We start from the raw sequence: 24,455 nt of genomic DNA, 5'->3' as shown, positions 1-24,455 counted from the left end.
ATCAGCCTTTTGCGGCATCATGCTACTCTCGAACACTGTTTGCCTGTGCAGGCCTGGTGCTTTCACAGCTCCTATATCTTCGCAGATCCGCGTGTGCATGAGGCCAGACCAGCTGACGGCGCATTCCCGAGAGCGCTTCCCCAAGAGCGCAGCCGCAGGCGTGTTCGAGCCGCGGCTGACAAAGCCTCTACGCATGGCCCGAACACGCACGGCACAGCTATACACCACCCGATCCCGCTGGAGCGACATGCCTCGTCCCCTTGCTGCCCTGCGCCGCTACACCCGGCGTACCTTTGAAACCCGTGATCCGCCACAGGTGTTCGCGCCTGTCACATCAGGCGTATCACGGCGGCGAATGCGTGCCTGCGAGTGCTGCGACCTCGTCGTGGCATTGCCGGCGCTCAAGGCCGGCGAGCGCGCCCGCTGCCCGCGTTGCGATCATCTGTTCGCCCAGCGCCACGCCCATGCCGTGCAACGCACACTGGCACTGGCGATGGCGTGCCTGGTGATGCTGGTGCTGACGCTGCCCTTCGAGTTCATCGCCTTTGCCACCAGTGGCATCTCGGCAAGTCTAAGCCTGATCGATACACCAGCCGCCCTGACGGCCGAGTCCTATCCTTCTCTGGCCGTGCTGCTGATCCTGACCATCGTGATGTTGCCGGCGCTCTACCTGCTTGGCGTCATCTACACCCATGCGGCCATCGGGCTGAAACTGCCCTTGCCGGGCATTCGCGGCATTGCGCGCACCCTGAGCCACCTGCGCCCGTGGATGATGGCAGATGTGTTTCTGGTCGGCGTGATGGTGAGCCTGGTCAAGATCGCCGGCATGGCCGATATCAGCTTCGGGCCCTCCTTCTGGGCATTCTGCGCCTTCGCCCTGCTGATGACCAAGACGCTGGCCAGCATCGATGGGGACCGCATGTGGTTCGCGCTGGCGGGCGAGCCAGCCGCCCCCAGCGGCACGCTGCCGGGAATCGGTGCCGCCTTGCAGGGACTGGCCAGTTGCCATAGCTGCGGTCTGATCAACGCCTGCGGCGAACGGGAGTCGCACACCCACTGTCGCCGCTGTGGCGACCCTGTCCATCAGCGCAAGACGCAGAGCCTTCAGCGCACCTGGGCGTGGCTGATCGCGGCGGCGATTCTGTACATCCCCGCCAATGTCTTCCCGATCATGACCACGGTCAGCCTCGGGGAAAACGACCCACAGACGATCGCCGGTGGCATCGTGGTGCTCTGGTCACATGGCGACTGGCCCATCGCGATGGTCATCTTCATCGCCAGCATCCTGGTGCCGGCCTCGAAGATGATCGCCATCGCCTGGTTGTGCATCAGCGCCCAGCGCCCCGAGGTGCAACATGCGCGAGCGCGGGTGACCCTGTACCGCATCACCGAATATATCGGGCGCTGGTCGATGGTCGATGTCTTCGTGGTGGCGCTGCTGGCCGCGTTGATCCAGCTGGGTGCGCTGATGTCGGTGCACCCCGGGCCTGCGGCATTGTCCTTTGCCTGCGTGGTGGTGCTGACGATGCTGTCGGCGTTGAGCTTCGACCCGCGCCTTGTCTGGGACACCGAGACGGAGAAGAAAATGATGGCGAACACGCTGTTCGGTGATCTGCCGCTGACACCGCTGACGGGCTCCGCGTCTCTTGCCTCATCCTCGCAGGCCACGCCTCCGTTCACGACGCCATTCACGACCCCGAATGCCTCCCGCAATCCCCCTTCTGCTGCCGACTCACAGGATGACTTATGAGTGATGATTCTCGCGCACGTCGTGAAAGTCGACGCCGCCTTTCTCCGATCTGGATAGTCCCGATCGTGGCTCTTCTGATCGGCGCCTGGATGGTGTGGCACAACTACGCCAGCCGTGGCCCGCTGATCACGATCGAAATGGAGACGGCGGAAGGCATCGAAGCGGGCAAGACACTGATCAAGACCCGCAACGTCGAAGTCGGCAAGGTCGAATCCGTGCGCCTGTCGGACAACCTCGACAAGACCATCGTCACCGCGCGCATGTCCAAGGACAGCGAGCGCATGCTCAATGCCGACTCGCGGCTCTGGGTCGTGAAACCGCGCATCGGTCGCGAGGGGATCAGTGGCCTCAACACCGTGCTGTCAGGTGCCTATATCCAGCTCCAGCCTGGTGACAGTCGTGATGAGGAGGACTACTTCGTGGCGCTGGAGCAACCGCCGGTGACGACGCAGGACGCCAAGGGGCTGCGTATCGACCTCACCAGCAACGATGGCAGCGTGCTCTCGGACGGCGACCCCGTCACCTACGAAGGCTTCGTGGTCGGGCGCGTGGAATCCAGCGAGTTCCGCCCCAGCGAGAAGGAGATGCACTACACCCTCTACATCGACTCGCCTTACAACGAGCTGGTGACCTCCACCACGCGCTTCTGGTCCACCAGCGGGGTCAGCCTGCGCCTGGATTCCCAGGGCTTGCAGGTCGATGTCGGGTCACTGGAAAGCGTACTGAGCGGTGGCGTCGCCTTCGGCATTCCCGAAGACCTGCCGCGTGGCCGCCCTGTGGTGGAGAACACGTCCTTCACGCTGTATTCCGACCAGGAAGAGGCCCGTGAAGGCAGCTTCCATCAGGCCATCGACTACGTGATCATGGTCGACGATACCGTGCGTGGCCTGTCGCGCGGCGCGCCGGTGGAATACCGCGGCGTACGCCTCGGCACCGTGGTCAGCGTGCCCTATCGCCTGACCCACCAGCGCGTGCGGACGCTGTCGAGCTTCGAGATTCCGGTGCTGATTCGCATCGAACCCGAACGCCTTGAGGGGCAAGTGGATGATGAAGGCGTGGTGCAGTGGAAGAAGCGCCTCGAGCGCCTCTTCAAGCGGGGCATGCGCGCGACGCTGAAATCCGGCAACCTGCTGACCGGCGCGCTGTTCGTCGATCTCGACTTCTATGACAGTCCGCCGCCCTACAAGGCCGATACCTTCGATGATATCGAGGTCATGCCGAGTGTCTCCGGCGGTCTAGCTCAGATGGAAGCCAAGCTCAATGCGCTGCTCGACAAGCTCAATGGCCTGGACATCGAGCCGGTTCTGGGCAATCTCAACAAGACCCTGTCGGCCTCAGAGAGCCTGGTGAAGCGTCTCGACAAGACCGCCGGCCATGTCGATGCCCTGTTGGGTTCCGACGAGGTGCAGAAGCTGCCGAGCGATATCAGCACCAGCATCGACAACCTCAATCGCACCCTGGATGGCCTGACGCCGGATTCTTCCGCCTACCGCAAGCTGGAAGGCGATCTCGAACGACTGGACCGTGTGCTCAAGAAGGCAGAACCGCTGCTCGATACGCTGGAGAAGAATCCCTCCAGCCTGATCTTCGACAAGCCGACCACTCGCGATCCGATTCCAAGGGCCCAATGATGACGACAGCCATGAGTCTCTCGACCCGAACGGCAGCCATGCCACAAGCCTGCAGCGCGTCTGCCTCGCCGCGCACTTCAATGTCGCACAAGGGCCGCTTCGGCGGCCTGGTGGCAGGTCTGTTGATGCTCGGCACACTGGCGGGTTGCACGACCGCCGCCACTGGTGGCGCTTACCTGCTGCCACAAACGACCCAAGCGAGTGCCGCCCAGCGCAGTGTTGCCGCAGATGCCCCCCTGCTGGAAGTGATGCCGGTGCAACTGGCCAGCTACCTGGAAGGCGGCAGTCTGGTCTATCAGACAGACGACATCACGCTGGTACAGGCCAGCCAGAACCTGTGGGCCGATGATCTGCAGGACATGCTGACCCGCCAGCTGCTGACGCAGCTCAAGGCCAGCCCCGCCCAGCCGCTGAGCCAGTACCGTATCGCGGATACCAGCCTGAGCGGCCTCAAGGGCGCACGCCTGAGCGTAAGCCTGGATCGCTTCATCGGCCGCCATGATGGCCAGTCCGTCATCACCGGTCGCTGGCGCCTGCGCGGCGTGGATGGCAGCGTACTGGAGGAAGGCGACATCCAGACGCTGACTCCCCTGACGGATGACGGCTATCCAGCGCTGGTCAATAGTCTGGGCGAAGGCTGGCGTGTGACCGGCGAGCAGTTGGCGCGTGAGATCGCCAAGGCACTGCCCGCCACGGCGGATGCCAGCTGACGACCCGACGGTCTAAGAGAAAAGAGCACGGTAAGATACCCAGAAAGCTGGATGTCCAAAAAGAAGCCCCCCGGCGGATTCCGTCGGGGGGCTTCGTGTCTGGGGGCTATCTGGCCTCAGCCTTGCTGGGGCAGCACCAGCTCACCATCACGGATCTCGAAGCGCTTCACGTCCGGCTTGTCCTCGAGACGCACGGTGCGGGTCTCGTCCCCCATGTCGACCTTGACGTCGTAGCCGACCACCTTGTCTGACGCGTCCTGCACCGTTTCGCAGCGCTGCTCGGTCGTGGTGTAGGTATCGCCCTTCTTCATCTGGCTCTGTATCTGGTTGCCGGCATAACCGCCGCCCACGGCACCCGCGGCTGTCAACACCTTCTTGCCATTGCCACCGCCAAACTGATTGCCCACCACACCGCCGACGATCGCACCGACGGCCGTGCCGACGACATTATGGGTGTCCTTGCTGGGCGCCTGATGCGTCACGGTCTCGTTGTGACAGACCTCGCGCGGAGTGCTCACGGTTTCCGTCACGGCATCCACCGCCACGATATCGGCATATTCAGGGCCTGAGTTGCTGGCCGTATAGCTGCCGATCGCCACTCCACCGCCAATGCCCAGTGCAGCAACGATCGCGCCAATCAGGATGGACTTGTTCATGCGTGTTCTCCTCACCGAATAGTGTTGCAGCCTGGCTCGTCGGCCAGTCAGCCATGCCCCTGGATGACACCTGGGGGGCTTGCCGCTGCGTTCGGAGAGTAATCTAACACTGTTCGATAAACTCGGTAATGTGGCAACTTCACCACCCGGTCGTCGCCATTTCGCAACATCGGACGTGGAAAATCCGGTTTTTACGCTAGATCATGCCTTATATTAGCAATTTCTTGACAAGTAGGCATGCGGCGAGAAAACCCCGCTCACCGCCTTGGCGCTGACTCGGACTATACGAGTCGGACAGAACGAACAGGGCTATGTGAGGGGGACGGAACGAACAGGGCCCAGACCGCAAGTCACTCAGTCCCGCTGATTGGCCGTGATGGACACGGCTTCATCGTTGCAGAACTGCACACGGACATCTTCCCACCAATTCAGCAGACGGCAGGACGTGTCATCGGCGATCGTCTCGCTGATATCACTGGGCTTGCCCAGCAACGAGATGGCCTGAGCCTCGCTCATGCCCTGCACCAGATAGCCATCATCCAGCGCTGAACGGATGCGGTACTGACGCTGACTCTCCTCACGTGCAGCCAGGGCACGCTCCTTCTCACGCGCCAGGCGCTGTGCGGCCGGGTCTTCGCCTGAAGTCTCTTCTACCACGTCAGCGGCGGGCACCACCGTCAGCGAATCATCCAGCGTGACGGGGGCATCGCCCTGCTGACAAGGCTGCTGCTGCCAGGTGGGCACCCCCGCCTGCATACAACGAAAGATGCTGTTGCTGGCCTTGGCGGCAGGCGGCAGAGAGGGCGTCGCCGGGTCGGCAATCACTTGCGCCCGGGGCGCCTGACCGTCACTCGAAGACGCTGCAGCATTCGACGACTCCTCCGCCTGAACCGCCGCAAGCGGCATACCGCTTATCAACGCCGTCACCAGCAGTCCCCGCAAGAGCCGGCGCGACACCCGGCGTGAAACGCTGCCACAGGAATCCATCATCAACTTGTTTCTCCGCTTGGTGAGAGCGTGGATCACTCACGGATATCACGCCCAATGAGGTGAAATGGCAAAGCCATCAGCCTTGCGTCAGCGCTTCCACTGATAGACCTCATCGGCGGCCTGCACATCGTCATGGTGACTGTCATCAGGACGGCTGGAGGTCGAGTCCGCTTCGCCTGCCCCATCGCCCGGAGTGTCCAGTGGCGGCATGTCAGGCATGGCCAGCCTGTCGAGGTTGTGGCCGTGGTCGGGGCGGTAGTCATGATCAGACGACTCGACCTGATCGAGACTGGCTGCGCCGTGATCGGACGCATCCCAGGCGGTGACCACCCGATCGCGCCCTTCGCGCTTGGCGCGGTACATGGCCTGATCGGCACGCTGCAGCAGATCCGGCAACAGTGATTCCGCGCAAGCGGCCGGTCCGCCCTGGGCCACCCCGATACTGATGGTGACCCGCAGCAGCTGGCCGTTGCTCAGCGTGAAGGCACGACTGTTGATCGAGAGCAGCAAGCGTTCGGCTGCGTGCTCGAGCCCTTCTCTGTCCTCCGTCGGACACAGGGCCACGAACTCCTCTCCCCCCTGGCGGCACAACTGATCACTGCCGCGCAGGTGGTGACGCAGCCGTTGCGTCAGCTCTATCAGCACCTCATCACCAATCGCATGCCCTTGGGTATCATTGATGGCCTTGAAGTGATCGACATCGATCATCAGCACTCCCAGACCACCACGACTCAGCAGACGCGGCCCCTCTTCCAGCAAGGCAAAACGAGACAGCGCCCCCGTCAACTGGTCGTGGCGCAAGTCACGGCGGTAGCGCTTCTCGCGCTGCTCAGCTTCCCACCCGATCTGCACGGCCACCACCGCGATGAAGGTGACGGAAATCACCAGATTGACGATGCTGGCCAACGACATGAACTCGTAAGAGACGATATAGACCGGGCTGGTGAGGTATTGGGCACCGATATAGAACAGCAGCAGGACACCACTGAACAATAGCCGTTGAATGCGTGACAGGGACGCGATACAGATGAAGAAGATGGCGACGATATGGAAATACTCGAAGCCTCCCTCGGCGCCGAACTGGTATTCCCACCATGCCGCCTTGGCTGACATCGGCACCACCAGCAACAGCAACGCGGAATTCATGTGCCCCTTGCGGTGGAACATGATGGCCAAGACATTGAGCAGGACGCCGATGACATTGATCACCACCGGCTGCGGATAAGGCTGCAGGCCCAGCAGAGCGAAATAGCCCAGCTGGCAGCCGAGCGCACTGATATAGATCCACATGAACAACTGATAAAGCACGAGGTGCCGCTCAGCCAGCCCCGCTGGAGCTGGCCATCGCCACTTCATGTTTACCGTGCGCAATACACCCTGCCGACTTCCCGGTTTGCGACGGCGATCTGCTTTCGCCATGATTCCTTCCTCATTTACGGCACTTCCCGTGTGCCTCCGCTGCGCGCTACCTGATGATTTTACCTGCCTATTCTATCTCACGCTGCTGTATGAAACGTGACGGTCACATTCATTGCGCACCCCTCAAGGCATGCAGCGCAGTCAGGCATGTGATCCACGTGTACCAGACGACGTCGCCTGCGAGACTGGCAATCCCATCACGGCGGCGTGGCTCACGTAGCAGGAGCCTGAGCGTGAAGCATCAGCAATCTCGAGGATCAGCAGTCGAAGATTCTCACAATGTGGGCCTTGTGGGTGACTTGCAGAGTAGTTCAGAGAGGATTTAAGCCCTAGATTCAGTCGTGATGATGACCGGACTGGAAAAAGTCCGTGACCAGTGAATGGTACTCTTGAGCATGGCAATGCTGACATCTCGCCGCCAGCCTGCATGACCCGGACCACCTGGCACTCGGGCCCTCCTCGACGTCTGAGACAAGAACCGGGCAGACAATCGCCCGCCTTCGTGACACCATCAGCGCCTGGACATGGCAGTAGCCGTCACCCACTTTTCCCCGCCGTTTTTAGAGAAGAGAGACTGTAATGGACGCGACCACTCTGACACGCGACTTCCACCTGTGGCAGCGTTTCTCCAAGCAAGACCGCCTGGAACGTGAACATCGTGCTGCCCGCCGCAAGATCGCCGAAGCTGGCACCATGGCGACGCGCATGATCAAGGCCTATGAAAGCATGGCCGCCAAGGGCGTTTCCGAGAATGCATGTTATCGCACCATCTACAAGCAACGCGATGCACAGGGTGAGATCATGGTGCGCGAAGGCTGGCTCAAGGTGCGTCGCGTGGTCGCCGAAGGCGGCACCACGCGTCTTCGCGGCACGCTGATGACGACGTTCAGCCTGATGGATGGCGAGCAGGAGCCCGCCGATGCCAGCGTCGAGAAACTCACGCTCGAGGTGTATGACGAAATCGTCGCCGGCACCAAGATGAAGCTGGCCTGCAAGGTGGACCGTTGCGACACCGATGGCCAGACGGACTTCATCACCTTCCTGGATGCCGTACGCGGCGACCTCAAGCAGTGGGTGTAATGCGCCCGGGCGTGTCGCCAGCCCCCTGATGAAGGGATAACTCCCTGAATCGGCTCAATGATGTCCACTCGCCTCGTGCAGTGGGCATCATTGCTGTCAGCGGCAAGGAAACTGCTGGCTCATGCCAGTGCCGGCCTGCCGGGGCCTTTGTTTCCGAAATGGAATCCATCCATTTCCTATCTCGCACAGATAGCATCGAAGATTGATCTGATAGATCAAGATCCGCGTCACTGTTGCGGCAGTAGCAACCTGAGGTTACCCATCGTGCATGAAACTCCTGGCCTTCACCTGACTCACAGTACCCAGAACATGCTCGTCATCTGGTTACAGGAGTCAGTCCATGAATGCCATTGCACCGTCGGCTTACCACACCCTCGACGTCGAAACGCTCTCTCATGTCACCTCCGCTCGTCTGCCCTTGCAGCCGATCGGCGACATCACCATGGATAGCCCAGCCAGTGAGCTGGTGACGGACTTTGCCATCACCGCCGGTCGCAGCATTCAGGGCAGCGCCTCCATCGGCCAGGCACTGGCGACCATGAAGCAGGCGGGGGTACGCCTGCTGCTGGTCCACGATCATGATGGCACCTTCACCGGCGTGGTGACTTCGCGTGAGCTGCAGGGTGGCCGAGTCGTGATGCGCGCCATGACCCGCTTCAATGTCCAGCGCGACGAAGTCACTACCGACATGGTGCAGATACCTCGCGCGGAGCTGCAGGGCATTCCTCTCGCCGTGCTCAAGCGCGCCCGCGTCGGGGACCTGGTCGAGACACTGCGTCAGAGCGGCGAATCCCACCTGCTGGTGACCGAGCAGGGCGACGATGGCAAGCCCAGCGTGCGCGGTCTGGTCGCCGCCTCCCGCGTCGGCAAGGCCCTGGGGCTCGATCTGGAACACCCGCCGGAAGCACGCAATTTCGCTGATATCTGCCGGGCTGTGCTGGGCAAGTACGAGTGACTCGACAAGAGTAGGTAGCGTCCTCAGTCATCTGGCTGATAGAGGCGTCATCAAGCCGCGCCTTGACAAGATGGTATATCCCCAGACTGGTGCTTGATTCGGGAAAAATACTCACAAACGGCGTATGATGTGACTATCAGCGCGAGATATCACTTGGCAGGCAGCAGGGAAGCGCCTGTCGGTCAGAGAGATGACTCGGGCTCTGACGGATATACTCAGCCAACGGATGGTGTAGACGAGGATTTCAGCCATGCCATTACGCTCACTGCGTGATCATCTTTTCAAGCAGCGCCACGTCGAGGTCCTCGTCATCAAACAGATTGATGGCGAGCTCGTACATGTGTGTGGTGCCGGCATCGTGGAAGGCAACGGCAGCGTCAGTCACAAGCGGCGTGAGCTGCAGCGCGACAACCATGCCTTCCCGGTTCGCATGCATGATGGCAATCAGGTACTTCAGCCGGACGACTTCAATCGTCTGGTGCTGCTGGAGGAAGTGACTCTGCACCCCCTTGGCTGCCAGCCGAAGGAAGCCATCTCGCTGGAGGTGGCCGGCCATCGCTATCGTGTCGCGCATACCCCCATGCGCTGCTGGCATTTCCGCGGCCACCTCGTGCTTGAGCGCACGCCCCAGGGCATGCTGCTGAGCACCGAGGACATGACCCTGATTCGCGCCAAGGCGAGTCGCCAGCCAGTCTCCAATACGGCACGCGCCAATGCCGAGCGCCGGCAGAAGACGCCCGCATGGCGCAATGTCGCCCCCCGCGGTCACGACGTGCATGCCGATGCCGCCACAACGCGTCAACGCGCGGCAGCACGCAGGGGCGATAGCGCGACACGCGAGCTGGAGCTGGAGCCCAAGTACTGAGAACCAAAGTACTGAGAACCAATGCACTGACAAGCGCCGCGTCGAAACCAGAACATTGAGCCAAGACAGATGCATCTAGAAAGATGCATCGAGGTAGAACGCTCGGCAATTGCCGGGCGTTCTGCTGTCCAGGGCCCGGCTCGAGGAAAACCTACTGGAGGAAGACCTGCTGGAGGAACACCGGTTCGAGGCAAGTCGGCTCGCGGCAAGACAGCTTGAGCATATGCCGGTATTCTCACAGACTTGTCCTCTCGTTCAGGTTTCCTCATGCGCCGAATGCCAGCATCCCTTTTCCTGCTCATCCTGATTCTGGTCGCCCTGAACCTGCGTCCGGCGCTGTCATCCCTGGCCCCCCTGCTGGATCGCATCACCCAGGACCTGGGCCTGAGCACGCTGGCAGCGGGCCTTCTCACCACCCTGCCCGTCGTCTGCCTGGGGCTGTTCGCCCCACTGGCACCGCGCCTGGCCCGCCGCCTGGGAGTAGAGCGCACCCTCAGCCTTGCCCTGGTCACTCTCGGCACCGCCCTGTGGATGCGAGCCAGTGACATGGCACTGCTGCTGTATCTCGGCACCCTGTTATGTGGCGGCAGCATCGGCGTCGCCGGCACCCTGCTGCCTGCCATCGTCAAGCGTGAGCATCCTGAGCGAGCCGACCTGTTCACCGGCGTGTACACCATGGCGCTATGCCTTGGTGCTGCGCTGGCCGCAGGACTCAGCGTGCCACTGGCCAATCTTCTCGACAGCTGGCAAGCCTCATTGGCCTGCTGGGCACTGCTTGTGGTGATCGCGCTTCCCGCCTGGCGCCTGAGCATGCCCCATCCGTGGCCAGAGAAGATGACCCGCCATCAGCAGGCCACCCCTCGCCTGTGGCACCTGCCGTTGGCCCGTCAGGTCACCTTCTTCATGGGCTGCCAGTCCTCCCTGGCCTATATCGTCTTTGGCTGGTTACCTTTCCTGCTCCAGCAACGCGGTCTGAGCGATATCGAATCCGGCTGGCTGATGGCCGCCTCGGTGATGGCACAGGTGCTTACCGCCCTGCTGGCCCCCGTGATCGGCCGCATGGGGCGCGACCAGCGCCCCGCCATCCTGCTGCTGCTGTCCTGTACCGCCATCGGCCTGCTGGGACTGATGATCGGGCCGCTGTCACTGCGCTGGCTGTTCGCCGTGCTGCTCGGTTTCGGCCAGGGGGGCAGCTTCTCGATGGCATTGACGCTGCTGGTGCTGCGCACCTCCGATGCACGCCTGGCGGGTGCCCTCTCCGGCATGGCACAAGGCACCGGCTACATGCTGGCGGCCCTCGGGCCACTCGCCGTCGGCATCCTGCTGGAAATCACGGCCGATCTGCGCGTGATCGCGTCGCTGTTCGCGCTGATCCTGCTGAGCGCCGCCATGCTTGGCTTCCAGGTCGGCAGATGCCGCCGTATCTGCCTGCGCGTGGATGGCAGCACTGCAGTGGTCGACGGCTGACATCTTCTCCTCATGGAGTGAAGCAAGCCCCACGAAGGCATCAATATTATCTGTCATGCATATCTGAATGATAGATTTTCTCGATACTACTTGTCGTTGAAATTTATATATTCCGAATGTCTCATTTGGATTCCTCTGGTGTCGCTCTACCCTTTGAGCTCTCTTTGTAAAGCAACGAACATTGCGCCCCGCCATGTTCGAACAGCTCGCCATGTCGAACTGCTCGGCAATGGTCAACCGGCCAGGCAATGTTCGACCCGCTTCGCAACGAGCCCCGCATAACAACAAGCTCACACCCAGAGGCACAGGCTCATGTCCTTCGAAAGGATCCGATTGTCCTCCCCCTGCTCGGGAGACACCTCATGCTGTCATTGATCGGCGTTGCCATCATCGTCATCGGCCTGGCACTGCGCCTCAATGCGCTGCTGGTGGTGCTGGTGGCAGGCTTCTCCTCCGGCCTGGTGGCCGGCATGTCACCGACTGAAATTCTTGCCGCGCTCGGTCAGGCCTTTACCGACAACCGCGCCGTCTCGCTGTTCATCATCACCCTGCCGGTGATCGGGCTGCTCGAGCGCAATGGCCTGCGCGATCAGGCCGAGCATCTGGTCCAGAAACTGCGGGCCGCCAGCGCCGGGCGCATCTCCTTCAGCTACCTGGTGCTGCGCAAGGCGACCAACGCCTTCGGCCTGCAGCTCGGTGGCCACCCGGCGATGATCCGACCGCTGGTCGCCCCGATGTCAGTCGGCGCCGCCGAACGTGATCTCCCCGAAGAGGCTCTGAGCTCGCCACGCTTCAAGGCCCTGAGCCAGCGCATACGCGTTCTGAATGCCGTCAGCGAGAACTTCGGCAACTTCTTCAGTCAGCTGATCTTCGTGGCTTCCGGCGGGTTGTTGCTGATCAAGAGCGTGCTCGACAAGAGCGGCGCCAGCGTCAGCCTGGCCGACATGGCGCTGTATGCCATTCCTACCGCGCTGGTGTCGCTGGTGGTGGTCTTCGTGCTCTGCCGCCGGCTGGACGCGCGCATTCGCCGTGAACATCAACTGCTGCGCGAGGAATACCCTCAGCCCTCCGGCCAGGCCAACGCGACACCGGGCAAGGATACCTTCACCACTTCTGCGACGGAGAGCCACTCATGAACGGTATCGACGCTCTCTACCTGATTACCGGCTTCGCCATCATGGCCTTTGCCGTCCTGACGCTCACCGATCGTGATCATCCGCGCCGACTCGGCACCAGTGCCTTCTGGATGATCTTCGGCATCAGCCTGGCATTTGGCCAGTGGCTACCCGATGTCGTGGTCGGTATTGCCATGCTGGCGCTGGCTCTGCTGGCCGCCACCGGCCAGCTCGGGTTCGGCAACTACGGCCAGTTGAGCGATGAGGCGCGTCAGGCACGCCGCAAGCGTCTCGGGTCACGCCTGTTCATCCCCGCGCTGGTGATTCCGGTCGGTACCTTCCTTTACACCCTCACGACAGGCCAGAGTGCGCTGGTCGGCCTGGGCGTCGCGACGGTACTGGCCTTTGCTGTGGCATTGCTGCTGCTGCGCGAGAGCCCGGCGACCGGCATGCAGGAAGGTCGCCGTCTGGCAGATGCCATCGGCTGGGCCGCCATCCTGCCGCAATTCCTGGCCGCCCTTGGCCTGCTGTTCGATCAGGCCGGCGTCGGCCAGACCATCGCCGGGCTGGTCTCGAGCGTGGTGCCGGACACCAGCCTGATCGCCTGCGTGATTGCCTACTGCGTCGGCATGGCCGTGTTCACCATGCTGATGGGCAACGGCTTCGCGGCCTTTGCGGTCATCACCTCCGGCATCGGCTATCCGCTGGTCATCGCGCTGCATGGCGGCAATCCGGCCATCGTCGGCGTGCTGGGCATGCTGTCCGGCTACTGCGGCACGCTGATGACGCCCATGGCCGCCAACTTCAACATCGTGCCGGCCGCCCTGCTGGAACTGGATAACCGCTACCACATCATTCGCGCACAGATACTGCCTGCGCTGGTCATGCTGGCCGCCAACATCAGCCTGATGCTGCTGCTGGCCTTCTGATCTCCCACTCTTACCCGCGCATCGATCACCGCCAGCAGCGACCCGCGGAGATCGATGCCAGCCAAGGAATTTCATCATGCGTCGTCTGCTACTCTGCGGCTTCGAGCCCTTCGGCACGGATAGCGTCAATCCTGCCCTCAAGATCATCGAGCAACTGGATGGCCAGACACTGGCCATGCACGACCAGCCCGATGAGCGCTTCGAGATCATCACCTGCCGGGTGCCGGTGACACGCTACGCCGCGATTGACAGCGTCATCGAGGCCATCGGCCAGCACGCCCCTGACACCGTGATCATGCTCGGCCAGGCCAGTGGTCGCTGCGCCATCACCCCGGAGCGGGTCGCCATCAACCTGGATGACTATCGCATCAAGGACAACGGCGGCCACCAACCGGTGGATGAGCCCATCGAAGCTGGCGGACCGGATGGCTGCTTCACCACCCTGCCGATCAAGGCGATGGTCAACGACCTCCAGGCAGCGGGTCTTCCCGCCAGCGTCTCCTACACGGCAGGCACCTTCGTCTGCAACCATCTGTTCTATGGGGTGCAGCGTCATCTGGCGGATAGCCCCGTCCGCTCCGGCTTCGTGCATATCCCGGCGCTGCCCGAGCAGAGTGTCGATGGCCGCCTGCCGACCATGAGTCTTGAAAGCATGCTCGAAGGCGTACGGGTGATGTGCATCAGCGCCATGTCCCATCAGGAGGATGCGCGCATCGGCGGTGGCAATATCAGCTGAGCCCCCCGCACATCGCGACTGAACGCCCGACTTCGACAGCTCCCCTGCAAGCCGGCATGCGTTACAATGCCGGCTTTCCCATTTCTGGCAGGTGGATACGATGACTCCCGAGACGCACATCCTGGTGCTGTATACCGGCGGCACGCTGGGCATGGTGGAAAGTGAGCAAGGACTGGTACCTGCCGGTGACTTCGATGCACGCCTGCGCGCAGCATTGGAACAACTGCCCCCCAGCCGTCGTGGCCGCCTGCCCGCCTTCACCCTGCGCGAGTTTCCGCAGCTGATCGACTCCTCTTCCGCGACACCGGCGGACTGGCACACCATCGCCAGCCAGATCGCGGATGCCTACGACAGCTTCGATGGCTTCGTCGTGCTGCAGGGCACCGACACTCTGGCCTGGACGGCCTCCAGCCTCGCCTTCCAGCTCAAGGGCACCGCGCGTCCGGTGATCGTCAGTGGTGCACAGTTGCCGCTGGAAGCCGAGCACAGTGACGCGCTGGGCAATGTCGAGCTGGCGCTCACCGCCGCCGCCCAGCCGACCCTCAATGAAGTCGTGGTCGCCTTCGGCGGACAGTTGCTGCGTGGCGTGTGCACCCGCAAGTGGTACACCCAGGACCACCGCGGCTTCACCACGCCCAATGCGCCACTGCTGGGCGAATGGGTCGATGACCGTGTCGTGCTCTACCCCGGCCGCCTGATGGATGACCAAGGCCCCGCCTTCGAGCTGCCCGACTATGCCCGCCTCGGCAAGGACAGCATCATTCGCCTGCCGCTCTACCCCGGCATCAGCGCCGAGAGCGTGCGTGTGCAGTTGATGCGCCCGGAGGCCAAGGGCGCCGTGCTGGAGCTGTGGGGCAGCGGCAATCTGCCGGAAGACAGCGAGCTGTTGGAGGTATTGGCCGATGCACGCGGCGAAGGCAAGTTGCTGGCCGGTATCAGTCAATGTCCGCATGGGCCGGTCACTATCGGTCACTATGCGGCCGGTGCAGGACTGGCCACCGTCGGCGTGCTGTCAGGCGACGACATGACGCTGGAAGCGGCCTTCACCAAACTGCTGCATCTGGTGGCGCTCGATCAGGATGAGGACTGGCAGCGCGAACGCTTCCTGATGCCCCTGGTGGGCGAACGCGCCAGCGGCCTGCTGTGAGTCATGGCAGCCCCGCATGTCGCTGTACTCATGTCACTGACGGCTGAGCTCTGATCACTGATCAGCGCGCAAACCAGCACTCAGCGTTGGCCGAAAGATAACAGAAAGCCCCGTCAGGCATGCCTGACGGGGCTTTCTAGTTTTAGCGATAGGCTCTGGCTAACCCTTCACACCAAGGCGCCAATCGACAGAGCCAGCCGGATCAACCGGTGTTGCGCAGACCGGCGGAGATACCGGCCATGGTCACCATCAGCGCGCGTGACAGCTCGGCAGAGATGGCACCATCGGCGTCACGGTTACGCTGCAGCAGCTCGGCCTGCAGACCATGCAATGGGTCGATATAGGGGTTGCGCACATCGATGGCCTGACGGATCAACGGCATATGCTCAAGCAGAGCCTGCTGATCACGGATCTCCAGCACCACCTTCTCCAGGCGCTCGAGACGATCACGCAATGATTGTCCCAGCTCTTTCAGGGCTGGCTCATCGACCAGTCGCTGCTCGTAGTAGGCCGCCGTCGAGAGATCGGCCTTGGAGAGCAGCATTTCCAGCATGTCGACGTAGGTGGAGAAGAACGGCCAGTCATTCATCATCTCGCGCAGCACTTCCAGGCCGCCCTCTTCCTGCATGCGCGTGGCGAAGGCCTCGCCACTGCCCAGCCAGGCGGGCAGCATCAGACGAATCTGGGTCCAGGCGAAGATCCACGGGATCGCACGCAGCGTCTCGACGCCACCATCCTGACGACGCTTGGCGGGGCGCGAACCCAGCGGCAGGCGTGCCAGTGCGGTTTCCGGCGTTACCGAGCGGAAGTACGGCACGAAGTTCGGGTCTTCACGCACCACGCCCACATAGGCCTTGTGCGCGATACCGGCCAGGCGATCCATCTCGTCGCGCCATTGCTGCTTGGGCGCCGGCGGCGGCAGCATGCTGGCTTCCAGCACCGCGCAGACATAGATCTCCATCGAGCGACTGGCGATGTCCGGCAGGCCGAACTTGAAGCGAATCATCTCACCCTGCTCGGTGACGCGCAGCGAGCCGGTCACCGAGCCCGGCGGCTGGGACAGGATCGCCGCATGCGCCGGGCCGCCGCCACGACCGACCGTACCACCGCGGCCGTGGAACAGGGTCAGTTCGACACCGTGGCGCTTGGTGACTTCCACCAGCGTTTCCTGGGCGCGGTACTGTGCCCAGGCGGCCGCCAGCTGACCGGCGTCCTTGGCGGAGTCGGAGTAACCGATCATCACTTCCTGACGGTCACCGGCCTGCTCGCGATAGATCGGCATGCCCAGCAGCGTGTCGATGACCGGACCGGAGCGGTCCAGATCATCCAGCGTCTCGAACAGCGGCGCGATCGGCAGGCGCACATCACCGCCGATCTCCTTCATCAACAGTGCCACCGCCAGCACATCGGAGGCCTGGCCGGCCATCGAGATGATGTAGGTGCCCAGCGCCTCGCGATGCTCGCGCGCGATGACCTTGAAGGTGTCCAGCACCTCGCGCGTGTCGGTGGAACATTCCCAATGGCGCGGGATCAGCGGGCGACGGCCAGCCAACTCCTTGGTGAGGAAGTCACAGCGCTGCTGCTCGTCCCATTCGAAATAGCTGCCCAGCCCCAGCGTCTGGCTCAGTTCATCGAAGACCTGCGCGTGACGCGTGCTTTCCTGGCGGATATCGAGCTTGGTCAGGGTGACACCGAAACAGGCCACGCGACGCAGGGTGTCGAGCAGTGCACCATTGGCGATGGTGTCCAGCCCCACGTCGCACAGTGAGCGGTAGCAGGCCAGCAGCGGCGTATACAGCTGCTCACGAGTCTCGATGATGTCGACACCTTCGTGGCGCTTGCCGTCCAGGCCCGCCTTGGCCCAGTCACGGGTGCTTTCCATGCGCAGGATCAGGCGGCGCAGGATCTCGCGATAGGGCTCAGCCACATCGCCGGCCTCGGCACGCAGAGCGGCCGTGCACTTCCACATCGACAGCTCCGACTTGAGCTGTTCGAGATCGCGCAGATAGAGGTCCGCTGCCATCCAGCGGCCCAGCAGCAGCACGGTCCGCGTCACGCTGGCGGTGACATTGGGGTTGCCGTCGCGGTCCCCCCCCATCCAGGAGGCGAAGCAGATCGGCGCGGCGTCCAGCGGCAGACGCTCACCGGCGGCGTCCAGCGTCATCTCGTCAAGCTGACGGTGGAAGTCCGGTACCGCTTGCCACAGCGAGTTCTCGATGGTGGCAAAGCCCCACTTGGCCTCATCCACCGGCGTAGGACGCTCGTGGCGAATCTCATCGGTGTGCCAGGCCTGACTGATCAGCTCGGTCAGGCGTGCACGCGCGAGGGTCGCCTGTTCCGGGCGATCACAGGCGCCTTCCATCTGGGTCAGACAGCCCTCGATGGCATCGTATTTCTGGATCAGGGTGCGGCGGATGACTTCCGTCGGGTGCGCCGTCAGCACCAGCTCGACACGCATCGCCGAGAGCTCCTCGACGATCTTCTGCGCGCTGAAGCCCCGCTCGCGAATGCGCGTGATCAGCTCGCCGAGGTCCGGCTGGCTGCCGGGACGATAATCCTCGACGCGCTTGAAGCGGCCACGGTAGTGCTGCTCGGCGATGTTGGAAAGATTCAGAAACTGGTTGAACGCCCGGGTGACGGGCAGCAGATCACCATCCGGCAGATCACGCAGATAGTCGATCAGCTCATGACGGGCGGCCTGATCGCCCTGCTGGCCCTGTTTGGCCAGGGCGCGGATGCGCTCGATGCGTGCGACGAAGTCATCGCCGAGGTCGGCCGCGATGGTCTGGCCGAGGTTGTCACCGAGAATACGCACGTTATCGCGCAACGATTCATGCAAGTCGTGACTCATGAAACCCTCCTTGGGAGTGACGGTGCTGCCGCGGTCATCTTCCCCTGTCGCCAGGGGCACACAGTCAGATAGCTGACATCAGATTCCCTCATTGCGCAAAGACACCTGATGACAACCGGCTGAGGGAAGGCACCGGCCTGGCGCTGGTGAAGACACTGGCGCAAAACGGAAAGACCCGCGGCGCAGCAGACCGGAAAGCAGGACAAGACTCGCGTCCTGATCGCTTCCCCTCAGCATACGACCGCGGGCCTCGGCTCCACAATCCGACTATCGCGTAAACTTACTACATTTTTCCAAATGCCCTTTGCCAAATACGCTGCGACGACGCTCCCTCACCGAACCAGCGGCGTCACCGGGCGCGCGGCTGACAGCGCCCCCTCGCCCTGTCGCGCCTGCTCAGCCGCACGCTCTCGGCGCTTGGCCTCACCCCAATGCGCATCCATCTCGGCGAGCGACGCCTCACCCAGTGTGCGCCCTTGCCCGGCGATCGCGGCTTCCACATGGCGGAAGCGTGATTCGAAGCGCGCATTGGTAGCGCGCAGCATCTGCTCCGGGTCCGCCTTGAGGGTACGCGCGAGATTGACCACCGCGAACAGCAGGTCCCCGACCTCCTCTCGCGCATGGGCCGTATCACCCTCGGCCAGCGCTTCCTCGACTTCGCCGAGCTCCTCACGGATCTTGGCCAGCACGCCACTCGTGTCCGGCCAGTCAAAGCCTGAACGCGCGGCCTTCTTCGAGAGCTTGGCCGCCCGCGTCAGCGCCGGCAGGCCAAGTGGCACGCCATCCAGCACGCTGTCGCCGGCAGTCTGGCTGGCAGGCGCTTCAGCGGACTCCTGCTGCTTGAGCGACTCCCACTGGGCATTGAGCGAGCCTTCATCGACCTCATGAGTGGCGATGCCCTCACGGCGCGACGCGAGGGTGCCACCCGGGAAGACATGAGGATGGCGGTGCAGCATCTTCTCGGTCAGCACATGGATCACGTCGTGGAAATCGAAGCGTTGCTGCTCACTGGCGATCTGGGCGTAGAAGACGCCCTGAAACAGCAGGTCACCCAGTTCAGCCGGCAGCTCCTCGAGCACGCTGGCATCGGCCGCGGCGCGCTCGATGACATCGGCGACCTCATAGGCCTCCTCCAGGGTGTGCGGCACCAGACTCGCGTAATCCTGGCGGCTGTCCCACGGGCAGCCGTACTGCGGGTCACGCAGCACGGCCATCAGGGTCAGCAGGTCATCGAGGGTGTAGCGCGTATCGGCGTGCCTGCCTGCAGCGACATCGACACTGGCATCAAATCGGCGACTCATGCCTTGTCGCCCCCGACCCGCAGCCGCTTGACGTCGATGATGTTGGGCAGCTGCTGGATTCGGGCGAATACGCGCCCCAGCACGTCGAGATTCTCGACTTCCAGCGTGATCTTGAGCGTGGCGATGTTGTCGAGCTGATCGGTGCGCGTGTTCACCGACAGCACATTGACCTTGTCACCGCTCAGCACGTTGGTGACATCACGCAGCAGGCCGGAGCGGTCCCAGGCCTGGATCTCGATATCCACCGGATACTGGTTGCGCGAACGCTGGCCCCAGTCGACATCGACGATGCGACGCGGCTCATCCGAGCGCAGCTGGATCAGGTTCGGGCAGTCCTGACGGTGCACGGTCACGCCGCGCCCCTGGGTGATGAAACCGGCGATCTGATCGCCCGGTACCGGGTGACAGCAGTTGGCCATGGTGGTCTTCAGATTGCCGACCCCCAGTACCATGACGGCGTCAGGCTTTTCCTTGCCCTGCGGCTTGCGCTGGCGCAGCAGACGCTCGAGTTGCTCCTGATCATCCGTATCGCCGAACAGCTGCTGGGCCTGATGCAGTACCTGGCCGACGCGCAGATCGCCTGCGCCGATGGCGGCATACATGTCATCACGCGTCGGGTAATTGACGGCGTTGGCCAGCTTGTCACGGTCGAGATTCTCCAGCGCCAGCCGCGAGAATTCCTTCTCGAGCAGCGCCTTGCCCTCATCGACGTTCTGGTCACGTGCCTGCAGCTTGAACCAGGTCTGGATCTTGGCGCGGGCACGCGAGGTGCGCACATAGCCCAGATTCGGGTTGAGCCAGTCACGGCTCGGGCCGCCCTTGGTGGCCGTCAGGATCTCGACCTGCTGGCCGGTCTTGAGCTTGTAGGTCAGCGGCACGATGCGACCGTCGACCTTGGCCCCCCGACAGCGATGGCCGACCTCGGTATGCACGCGGTAGGCGAAGTCGATCGGCGTGGCGATCTTGGGCAGGTCGATGACATGCCCCTCCGGTGTGAAGACGTAGATGCGGTCCGGCGCGACGTCGGAGCTAAGCCCCTGACGGATCGCCTCCTGGCCGCCGTTCTCGCCGACTTCGTCCTGCCATTCGAGCACCTGACGCAACCAGGCGATCTTGTCTTCGTAACTGCGACTCTTGTGACCGACATCGTGGCCCTTGTAACGCCAGTGGGCGCATACGCCCAGCTCCGCCTCCTCGTGCATGTCGAAGGTACGGATCTGGATCTCGATGACCTTGTTGCTCGGCCCCACCACCGCAGTGTGCAGCGACTGGTAGCCATTCTTCTTGGGGTTGGCGATATAGTCGTCAAACTCATGCGGCACGTGGTGCCAGCGCGAGTGGACGATCCCCAGCGCCGTGTAGCAATCGCTGACGGTGCCGACCAGAATCCGCACCGCGCGCACGTCATACACCTGGGAGAAGGCGATGCGCTTGATCTTCATCTTCCGCCAGATGGAGTAGATGTGCTTGGCGCGGCCCGCGACATCGAAGTGCTTGATGCCCTGCTCGCTCATCAGAGTGCGCAACTCGACCAGCAGATCGGCGATGTAGTGCTCACGCTCCAGGCGCTTCTCGGACAGCTGCCTGGCGATGGTCTTGTATTCATCCTCCTCGCGGTAGCGGAAGGACAGGTCCTCCAGCTCCCACTTGAGCTGACCGATGCCCAGACGGTGCGCCAGCGGCCCGTAGATGTCGAAGACTTCGCTGGCCACGCGCATGCGCTTCTCGCGCGGAGCATCCTTGACGTGACGCAGGGCAACGGTACGTTCGGCGATCTTGATCAGCGCGATGCGCACGTCATCGATCATCGACACCAGCATCTTGCGCAGGTTGTCCTGCTGGTCATGCTGCGCCATGCCATGACTCGGCGCCTGCAGCTGACTGATGGCGGCCATGTTGAGCACGCCATCGATCAGGCGGGCCACTTCCTTGCCGAAATGCTTCTCGATGGCCTCAAGCCCCAGATGCCCTTCACGTACCGCGCGATAGAGCACGGCCGCGACCAGCGCCGGTTGGTCAAGCTTGAGTTCCGACAGGATGTCGGCCATCTCGAGACTGAAACGGAAACTGCGCAGCGGCTCGCGCCACGGCTTGTCACCGCGGGCGTCCGCCTCGCGTGCCACCTTGAGCGCCAATTCACAGGCCTGCACCATGACCTCGGCATTCACCGACGGGACTTCCTCGCGCAGTCGCGCGACCCACACCGGGATGTCCACACCACCGCTATCGGTCAGCGGCTGATCTTCGCGCACCTTGACCATGACCCTATGTCCTTGAATATCTTGCTATCTTGATGACAGTGCCCGAGGGCACCGCCTCAGTCTTCCGCCCGTTCCAGCAGCAACATCGATTCCAGATGTGCCGTGTGAACGAACATGTCCGCCATCAGGGCACGCGTGACGCGATAACCGGCGTCCTGCAACAGCCGTGCATCACGCATCAGCGTGGTCGGGTCACAGGCGATGTACAGCACACGCTGCGGCACTCGGCTGACCCTCCCAGCATGCAGATCACGTGCCAGCTCCTCGCAGAGAGGCTGAGCGCCATCACGCGGCGGGTCTAGTACCAGAAGGTCGATACCCTCGAGTGATGGCAGGGCCTTGCTCAGGTCCGCTCGACGTGCGCTCACCTGAGCCAGTCCGTTGGCTTCAGCATTGACCCTCAGCTGATCGACCATGCCCTGACTGCCCTCGATGCCTGTCACCTCACTGGCGCCGGCCGCGGCAGCCGCCAGGGTCAGGTTGCCGACACCGGCGTAGAGATCCATCACCTTGAGACCACTGACATCGCCCAGCCATTCGAAGGCGGTGTCGATCAGGCGCTGATTGAGCGCCGCGTTGACCTGTACGAAGTCGCCCGGCGAGAAGGCAAGGCGCAGCGTCGTTGCGCCGACACTCAGTGAATACAAGGCATTCGGCGTACCCGACAGCCACTCCAGCACCACCGGATCACGCCCGACCCGCCAACCGACCACCAGGCCGTGCTGCTCGGCGAAGGCCTGCCAGCGCTCGGCATCACGCGGCACCGCCTTGAGCTGGCGCACCACCACGATGACCTGCCCTTCGGCAGCGGTCAGCTCCAGATGGCCCAGACGCTTGGGCGCCTCGAGGCTTTCGATCAGCTCACGCAGCGGCGCGAGCAGGCGGTCCAGCTCCGGTACCAGCACGCTGCAGGAGGTGATGTCGACCAGCTGGTTGCTGCCGCGCCCCCGGAAGCCGAACTGCAATTCGCCGGCATCGGTCACGCGAACGCCGATACGCGCGCGGCGGCGATAACGGCTCTCATCGTTGCCCAGCGGCTGAATCTCGGGCAGCGTCACGCCATTGCGTGTCGCATGTTCGCCCAGCACCTGCACCTTATGGGTGCGTTGGGCATCCAGCGCCATATGCTGCAGGTCACAGCCACCACAGCTGCCGAAATAGGCGCAGGGCGGCGTCACGCGACTGTCAGCCGCGTTGTCACGTGCACGCACATGCGCCTCATTGAAGCGCTTGTGCGTGCGGTGGATGGCCAGCGTCACACGCTCGCCGGGCAGGGCCTGATCGATGAACTGGGTCTTGCCGCTCTCGTCATGGGCAATGCCGCGCCCGTCATGGGCGAGGCGGTCGACCGTCAGCCACTGGCTGTCGGCGTCGCTGGCATTGCGAGTGCCACGACTGGCCACTTCCTTCTCGCGACGGGTCGGCTTGCGCGCCGGTCGCTTCTGTCCGAGCAGCGCCATCAGGAACACTCCCCTGCGACGGCTTCATTGTGGGGCGTGCCCTGCTGAGTCATGTCGTCGTCCTGGGTATAGAGGCCTGTCGAGAGATAGCGGTCTCCCCGGTCACAGACGATGAACACGATGACCGCATTCTCGACCTGCTCGGCAAGCTTGAGCGCGCCTGCCAGCGCACCACCGGAGGAGACACCGGCCAGAATGCCTTCTTCCCGTGCCAGACGACGCATGCAGACTTCGGCTTCGTGCTGACCGATATCCAGCGTGCGGTCGATGCGTGAGGCATCGAAGATCCGCGGCAGATATTCGGCAGGCCAGCGGCGGATACCCGCGATGTTGGCGCCTTCGGCAGGCTGCAGGCCGACGATCTCGATGGCCGGATTCTGCTCCTTCAGATAGCGCGAGGTGCCCATGATGGTGCCGGTGGTACCCATCGAGGACACGAAGTGCGTGATGCGTCCGTGGGTCTGCTGCCAGAGTTCCGGCCCGGTGGTGCGGTAATGCGACAGCGGATTGTCCTGGTTGGCGAACTGATCCAGCGCCTTGCCCTCGCCACGCGCGATCATCCCCTCGGCCAGGTCCCGCGCATGCTCCATGCCATCGGCTTCGATCAGCGTGGCCCCGTAGGCACCCATCGCCTGCTTGCGCTCGCTGGAGGCACTGGCCGGCATCACCAGCACCATGCGGTAGCCCTTGATGGCCGCCGTCATGGCCAGCGCGATGCCGGTATTGCCGGAGGTCGCTTCGATCAGGGTATCGCCGGGCGCGATCTCGCCGCGCGCTTCCGCCTCCTCGAACATGGAAAGCGCCGGACGATCCTTGACCGAGCCGGCGGGGTTGTGACCCTCCAGCTTGGCCAGCAGCACATTGTTGCGGCCCGCGGTGATGCGCGTCAGGCGCACCAGCGGCGTGTTGCCGACGACATCTGCAAGACTGGGATAATCGGACGCGCCAGGGATGGCGTCACCGGGGGTTTCGCTGAGATGAGACATGAGAGGCAGACTCCAGAGACGCCGCGCCCGGACAGCCGAATGACAGCGGTCAGGCGCTGGCATCGGGACCAAGGACGAACGGGGGGCCGCGTCGGGGTGTAGATGATGCGCGCAGTATATCGCTCCCGCCCAGCCCTGTCAGGGCG

Annotated in this window: 18 protein-coding genes and 1 pseudogene; 11 read left to right on the top strand and 8 right to left on the bottom strand. The window is 63.1% G+C overall.

What is annotated here, in order from left to right:
- The first annotated feature begins 247 nt into the window (after positions 1 to 247).
- Genes AC5WNI_RS04815 through AC5WNI_RS04805 form a run of 3 tightly spaced genes read left to right on the top strand, consistent with a single transcriptional unit; the run spans position 248 to position 4,091 of the window.
- Positions 248 to 1,750 carry a paraquat-inducible protein A gene (locus AC5WNI_RS04815; protein ID WP_175088154.1) on the top strand — a complete coding sequence of 501 codons (1,503 nt, stop codon included), beginning with the start codon at positions 248 to 250 and terminating at the stop codon, positions 1,748 to 1,750.
- Positions 1,747 to 3,381, top strand: coding sequence for an intermembrane transport protein PqiB (pqiB, locus tag AC5WNI_RS04810; RefSeq protein ID WP_175088155.1), 1,635 nt, complete (start codon positions 1,747 to 1,749; stop codon positions 3,379 to 3,381). Before AC5WNI_RS04815 ends, pqiB begins: the two co-directional genes overlap by 4 nt.
- Before the next feature lie 11 nt (positions 3,382 to 3,392).
- A complete protein-coding gene (locus AC5WNI_RS04805; protein ID WP_175088156.1) occupies positions 3,393 to 4,091 on the top strand; it encodes a PqiC family protein in 699 nt (232 codons plus the stop codon).
- Between the two features lie 116 nt (positions 4,092 to 4,207).
- Here AC5WNI_RS04805 and AC5WNI_RS04800 read toward each other — a convergent pair whose 3' ends face one another.
- The 3 genes from AC5WNI_RS04800 to AC5WNI_RS04790 form a co-directional block, all read right to left on the bottom strand.
- Positions 4,208 to 4,747 (bottom strand): glycine zipper 2TM domain-containing protein, encoded by a 540-nt coding sequence (locus AC5WNI_RS04800; protein ID WP_175088157.1) that lies wholly within the window; start codon positions 4,745 to 4,747, stop codon positions 4,208 to 4,210.
- 354 nt (positions 4,748 to 5,101) lie between these two features.
- Positions 5,102 to 5,737 carry a flagellar basal body L-ring protein FlgH gene (locus AC5WNI_RS04795; protein ID WP_282627810.1) on the bottom strand — a complete coding sequence of 212 codons (636 nt, stop codon included), beginning with the start codon at positions 5,735 to 5,737 and terminating at the stop codon, positions 5,102 to 5,104.
- 87 nt (positions 5,738 to 5,824) lie between these two features.
- Positions 5,825 to 7,027, bottom strand: a complete 1,203-nt coding sequence (locus AC5WNI_RS04790) for a GGDEF domain-containing protein (RefSeq protein WP_175088159.1) — start codon at positions 7,025 to 7,027, stop codon at positions 5,825 to 5,827.
- Between the two features lie 708 nt (positions 7,028 to 7,735).
- Between AC5WNI_RS04790 and AC5WNI_RS04785 the strand changes: the two genes are divergently transcribed.
- The 8 genes and pseudogenes from AC5WNI_RS04785 to AC5WNI_RS04750 form a co-directional block, all read left to right on the top strand.
- A complete protein-coding gene (locus AC5WNI_RS04785) occupies positions 7,736 to 8,236 on the top strand; it encodes a hypothetical protein (protein WP_175088160.1) in 501 nt (166 codons plus the stop codon).
- Between the two features lie 340 nt (positions 8,237 to 8,576).
- Positions 8,577 to 9,191 (top strand): CBS domain-containing protein, encoded by a 615-nt coding sequence (locus AC5WNI_RS04780; RefSeq protein WP_175088161.1) that lies wholly within the window; start codon positions 8,577 to 8,579, stop codon positions 9,189 to 9,191.
- Between the two features lie 250 nt (positions 9,192 to 9,441).
- Positions 9,442 to 10,056, top strand: coding sequence for a hypothetical protein (locus AC5WNI_RS04775; RefSeq protein WP_175088162.1), 615 nt, complete (start codon positions 9,442 to 9,444; stop codon positions 10,054 to 10,056).
- 276 nt (positions 10,057 to 10,332) lie between these two features.
- Entirely contained in the window at positions 10,333 to 11,523 is a 1,191-nt protein-coding gene (locus AC5WNI_RS04770) for an MFS transporter (RefSeq protein WP_495928846.1), read from the top strand.
- Positions 11,524 to 11,885: 362 nt separating this feature from the next.
- The gene (locus AC5WNI_RS04765) at positions 11,886 to 12,659 is read left to right on the top strand and encodes a DUF969 domain-containing protein (RefSeq protein ID WP_166019316.1); all 774 of its coding nucleotides are present in this window, start codon (positions 11,886 to 11,888) and stop codon (positions 12,657 to 12,659) included.
- Complete coding sequence (locus tag AC5WNI_RS04760; protein ID WP_285460203.1) at positions 12,656 to 13,567, top strand: DUF979 domain-containing protein; 912 nt, start codon at positions 12,656 to 12,658, stop codon at positions 13,565 to 13,567. The genes AC5WNI_RS04765 and AC5WNI_RS04760 overlap by 4 nt, the downstream gene beginning before the upstream one ends.
- Positions 13,568 to 13,643: 76 nt before the next feature.
- Positions 13,644 to 14,303, top strand: a complete 660-nt coding sequence (gene pcp / locus AC5WNI_RS04755) for a pyroglutamyl-peptidase I (RefSeq protein WP_175088165.1) — start codon at positions 13,644 to 13,646, stop codon at positions 14,301 to 14,303.
- 100 nt (positions 14,304 to 14,403) lie between these two features.
- Positions 14,404 to 15,342: pseudogene (locus AC5WNI_RS04750) on the top strand (asparaginase); the annotation flags it as partial.
- 310 nt (positions 15,343 to 15,652) lie between these two features.
- Here AC5WNI_RS04750 and ppc read toward each other — a convergent pair.
- From ppc to cysM, 5 genes are all read right to left on the bottom strand, one after another.
- Positions 15,653 to 18,301: a phosphoenolpyruvate carboxylase gene (gene ppc / locus AC5WNI_RS04745; RefSeq protein WP_175088167.1), complete on the bottom strand. Its 2,649-nt coding sequence runs from the start codon at positions 18,299 to 18,301 to the stop codon at positions 15,653 to 15,655.
- 332 nt (positions 18,302 to 18,633) lie between these two features.
- Complete coding sequence (mazG, locus tag AC5WNI_RS04740; protein WP_285460200.1) at positions 18,634 to 19,602, bottom strand: nucleoside triphosphate pyrophosphohydrolase; 969 nt, start codon at positions 19,600 to 19,602, stop codon at positions 18,634 to 18,636.
- The gene (gene relA, locus AC5WNI_RS04735) at positions 19,599 to 21,863 is read right to left on the bottom strand and encodes a GTP diphosphokinase (RefSeq protein ID WP_285460199.1); all 2,265 of its coding nucleotides are present in this window, start codon (positions 21,861 to 21,863) and stop codon (positions 19,599 to 19,601) included. Before relA ends, mazG begins: the two co-directional genes overlap by 4 nt.
- Before the next feature lie 56 nt (positions 21,864 to 21,919).
- Positions 21,920 to 23,323 carry a 23S rRNA (uracil(1939)-C(5))-methyltransferase RlmD gene (gene rlmD / locus AC5WNI_RS04730; protein WP_285460198.1) on the bottom strand — a complete coding sequence of 468 codons (1,404 nt, stop codon included), beginning with the start codon at positions 23,321 to 23,323 and terminating at the stop codon, positions 21,920 to 21,922.
- Positions 23,323 to 24,309: a cysteine synthase CysM gene (gene cysM / locus AC5WNI_RS04725; protein WP_285460197.1), complete on the bottom strand. Its 987-nt coding sequence runs from the start codon at positions 24,307 to 24,309 to the stop codon at positions 23,323 to 23,325. The genes rlmD and cysM overlap by 1 nt, the downstream gene beginning before the upstream one ends.
- Positions 24,310 to 24,455 lie beyond the last annotated feature (146 nt).

Source organism: Cobetia sp. PDI-12MA (assembly GCF_059507695.1).
Note: the sequence above shows the minus strand (reverse complement) of the source record. Positions and strands in the feature narration are given on the sequence as shown.

Coding starts and splice junctions, on each gene's coding strand:
- AC5WNI_RS04805 (WP_175088156.1), top strand. CDS start 3,393: ATGAGTCTCTCGACCCGAACGGCAGCCATGCCACAAGCCTGCAGCGCG.
- rlmD (WP_285460198.1), bottom strand. CDS start 23,323: ATGGCGCTGCTCGGACAGAAGCGACCGGCGCGCAAGCCGACCCGTCGC.
- AC5WNI_RS04800 (WP_175088157.1), bottom strand. CDS start 4,747: ATGAACAAGTCCATCCTGATTGGCGCGATCGTTGCTGCACTGGGCATT.
- AC5WNI_RS04785 (WP_175088160.1), top strand. CDS start 7,736: ATGGACGCGACCACTCTGACACGCGACTTCCACCTGTGGCAGCGTTTC.
- cysM (WP_285460197.1), bottom strand. CDS start 24,309: ATGTCTCATCTCAGCGAAACCCCCGGTGACGCCATCCCTGGCGCGTCC.
- AC5WNI_RS04765 (WP_166019316.1), top strand. CDS start 11,886: ATGCTGTCATTGATCGGCGTTGCCATCATCGTCATCGGCCTGGCACTG.
- AC5WNI_RS04775 (WP_175088162.1), top strand. CDS start 9,442: ATGCCATTACGCTCACTGCGTGATCATCTTTTCAAGCAGCGCCACGTC.
- AC5WNI_RS04780 (WP_175088161.1), top strand. CDS start 8,577: ATGAATGCCATTGCACCGTCGGCTTACCACACCCTCGACGTCGAAACG.
- mazG (WP_285460200.1), bottom strand. CDS start 19,602: ATGAGTCGCCGATTTGATGCCAGTGTCGATGTCGCTGCAGGCAGGCAC.
- AC5WNI_RS04770 (WP_495928846.1), top strand. CDS start 10,333: ATGCCAGCATCCCTTTTCCTGCTCATCCTGATTCTGGTCGCCCTGAAC.
- pcp (WP_175088165.1), top strand. CDS start 13,644: ATGCGTCGTCTGCTACTCTGCGGCTTCGAGCCCTTCGGCACGGATAGC.
- AC5WNI_RS04815 (WP_175088154.1), top strand. CDS start 248: ATGCCTCGTCCCCTTGCTGCCCTGCGCCGCTACACCCGGCGTACCTTT.
- AC5WNI_RS04790 (WP_175088159.1), bottom strand. CDS start 7,027: ATGTGGATCTATATCAGTGCGCTCGGCTGCCAGCTGGGCTATTTCGCT.
- AC5WNI_RS04760 (WP_285460203.1), top strand. CDS start 12,656: ATGAACGGTATCGACGCTCTCTACCTGATTACCGGCTTCGCCATCATG.
- AC5WNI_RS04795 (WP_282627810.1), bottom strand. CDS start 5,737: ATGATGGATTCCTGTGGCAGCGTTTCACGCCGGGTGTCGCGCCGGCTC.
- ppc (WP_175088167.1), bottom strand. CDS start 18,301: ATGAGTCACGACTTGCATGAATCGTTGCGCGATAACGTGCGTATTCTC.
- pqiB (WP_175088155.1), top strand. CDS start 1,747: ATGAGTGATGATTCTCGCGCACGTCGTGAAAGTCGACGCCGCCTTTCT.
- relA (WP_285460199.1), bottom strand. CDS start 21,863: ATGGTCAAGGTGCGCGAAGATCAGCCGCTGACCGATAGCGGTGGTGTG.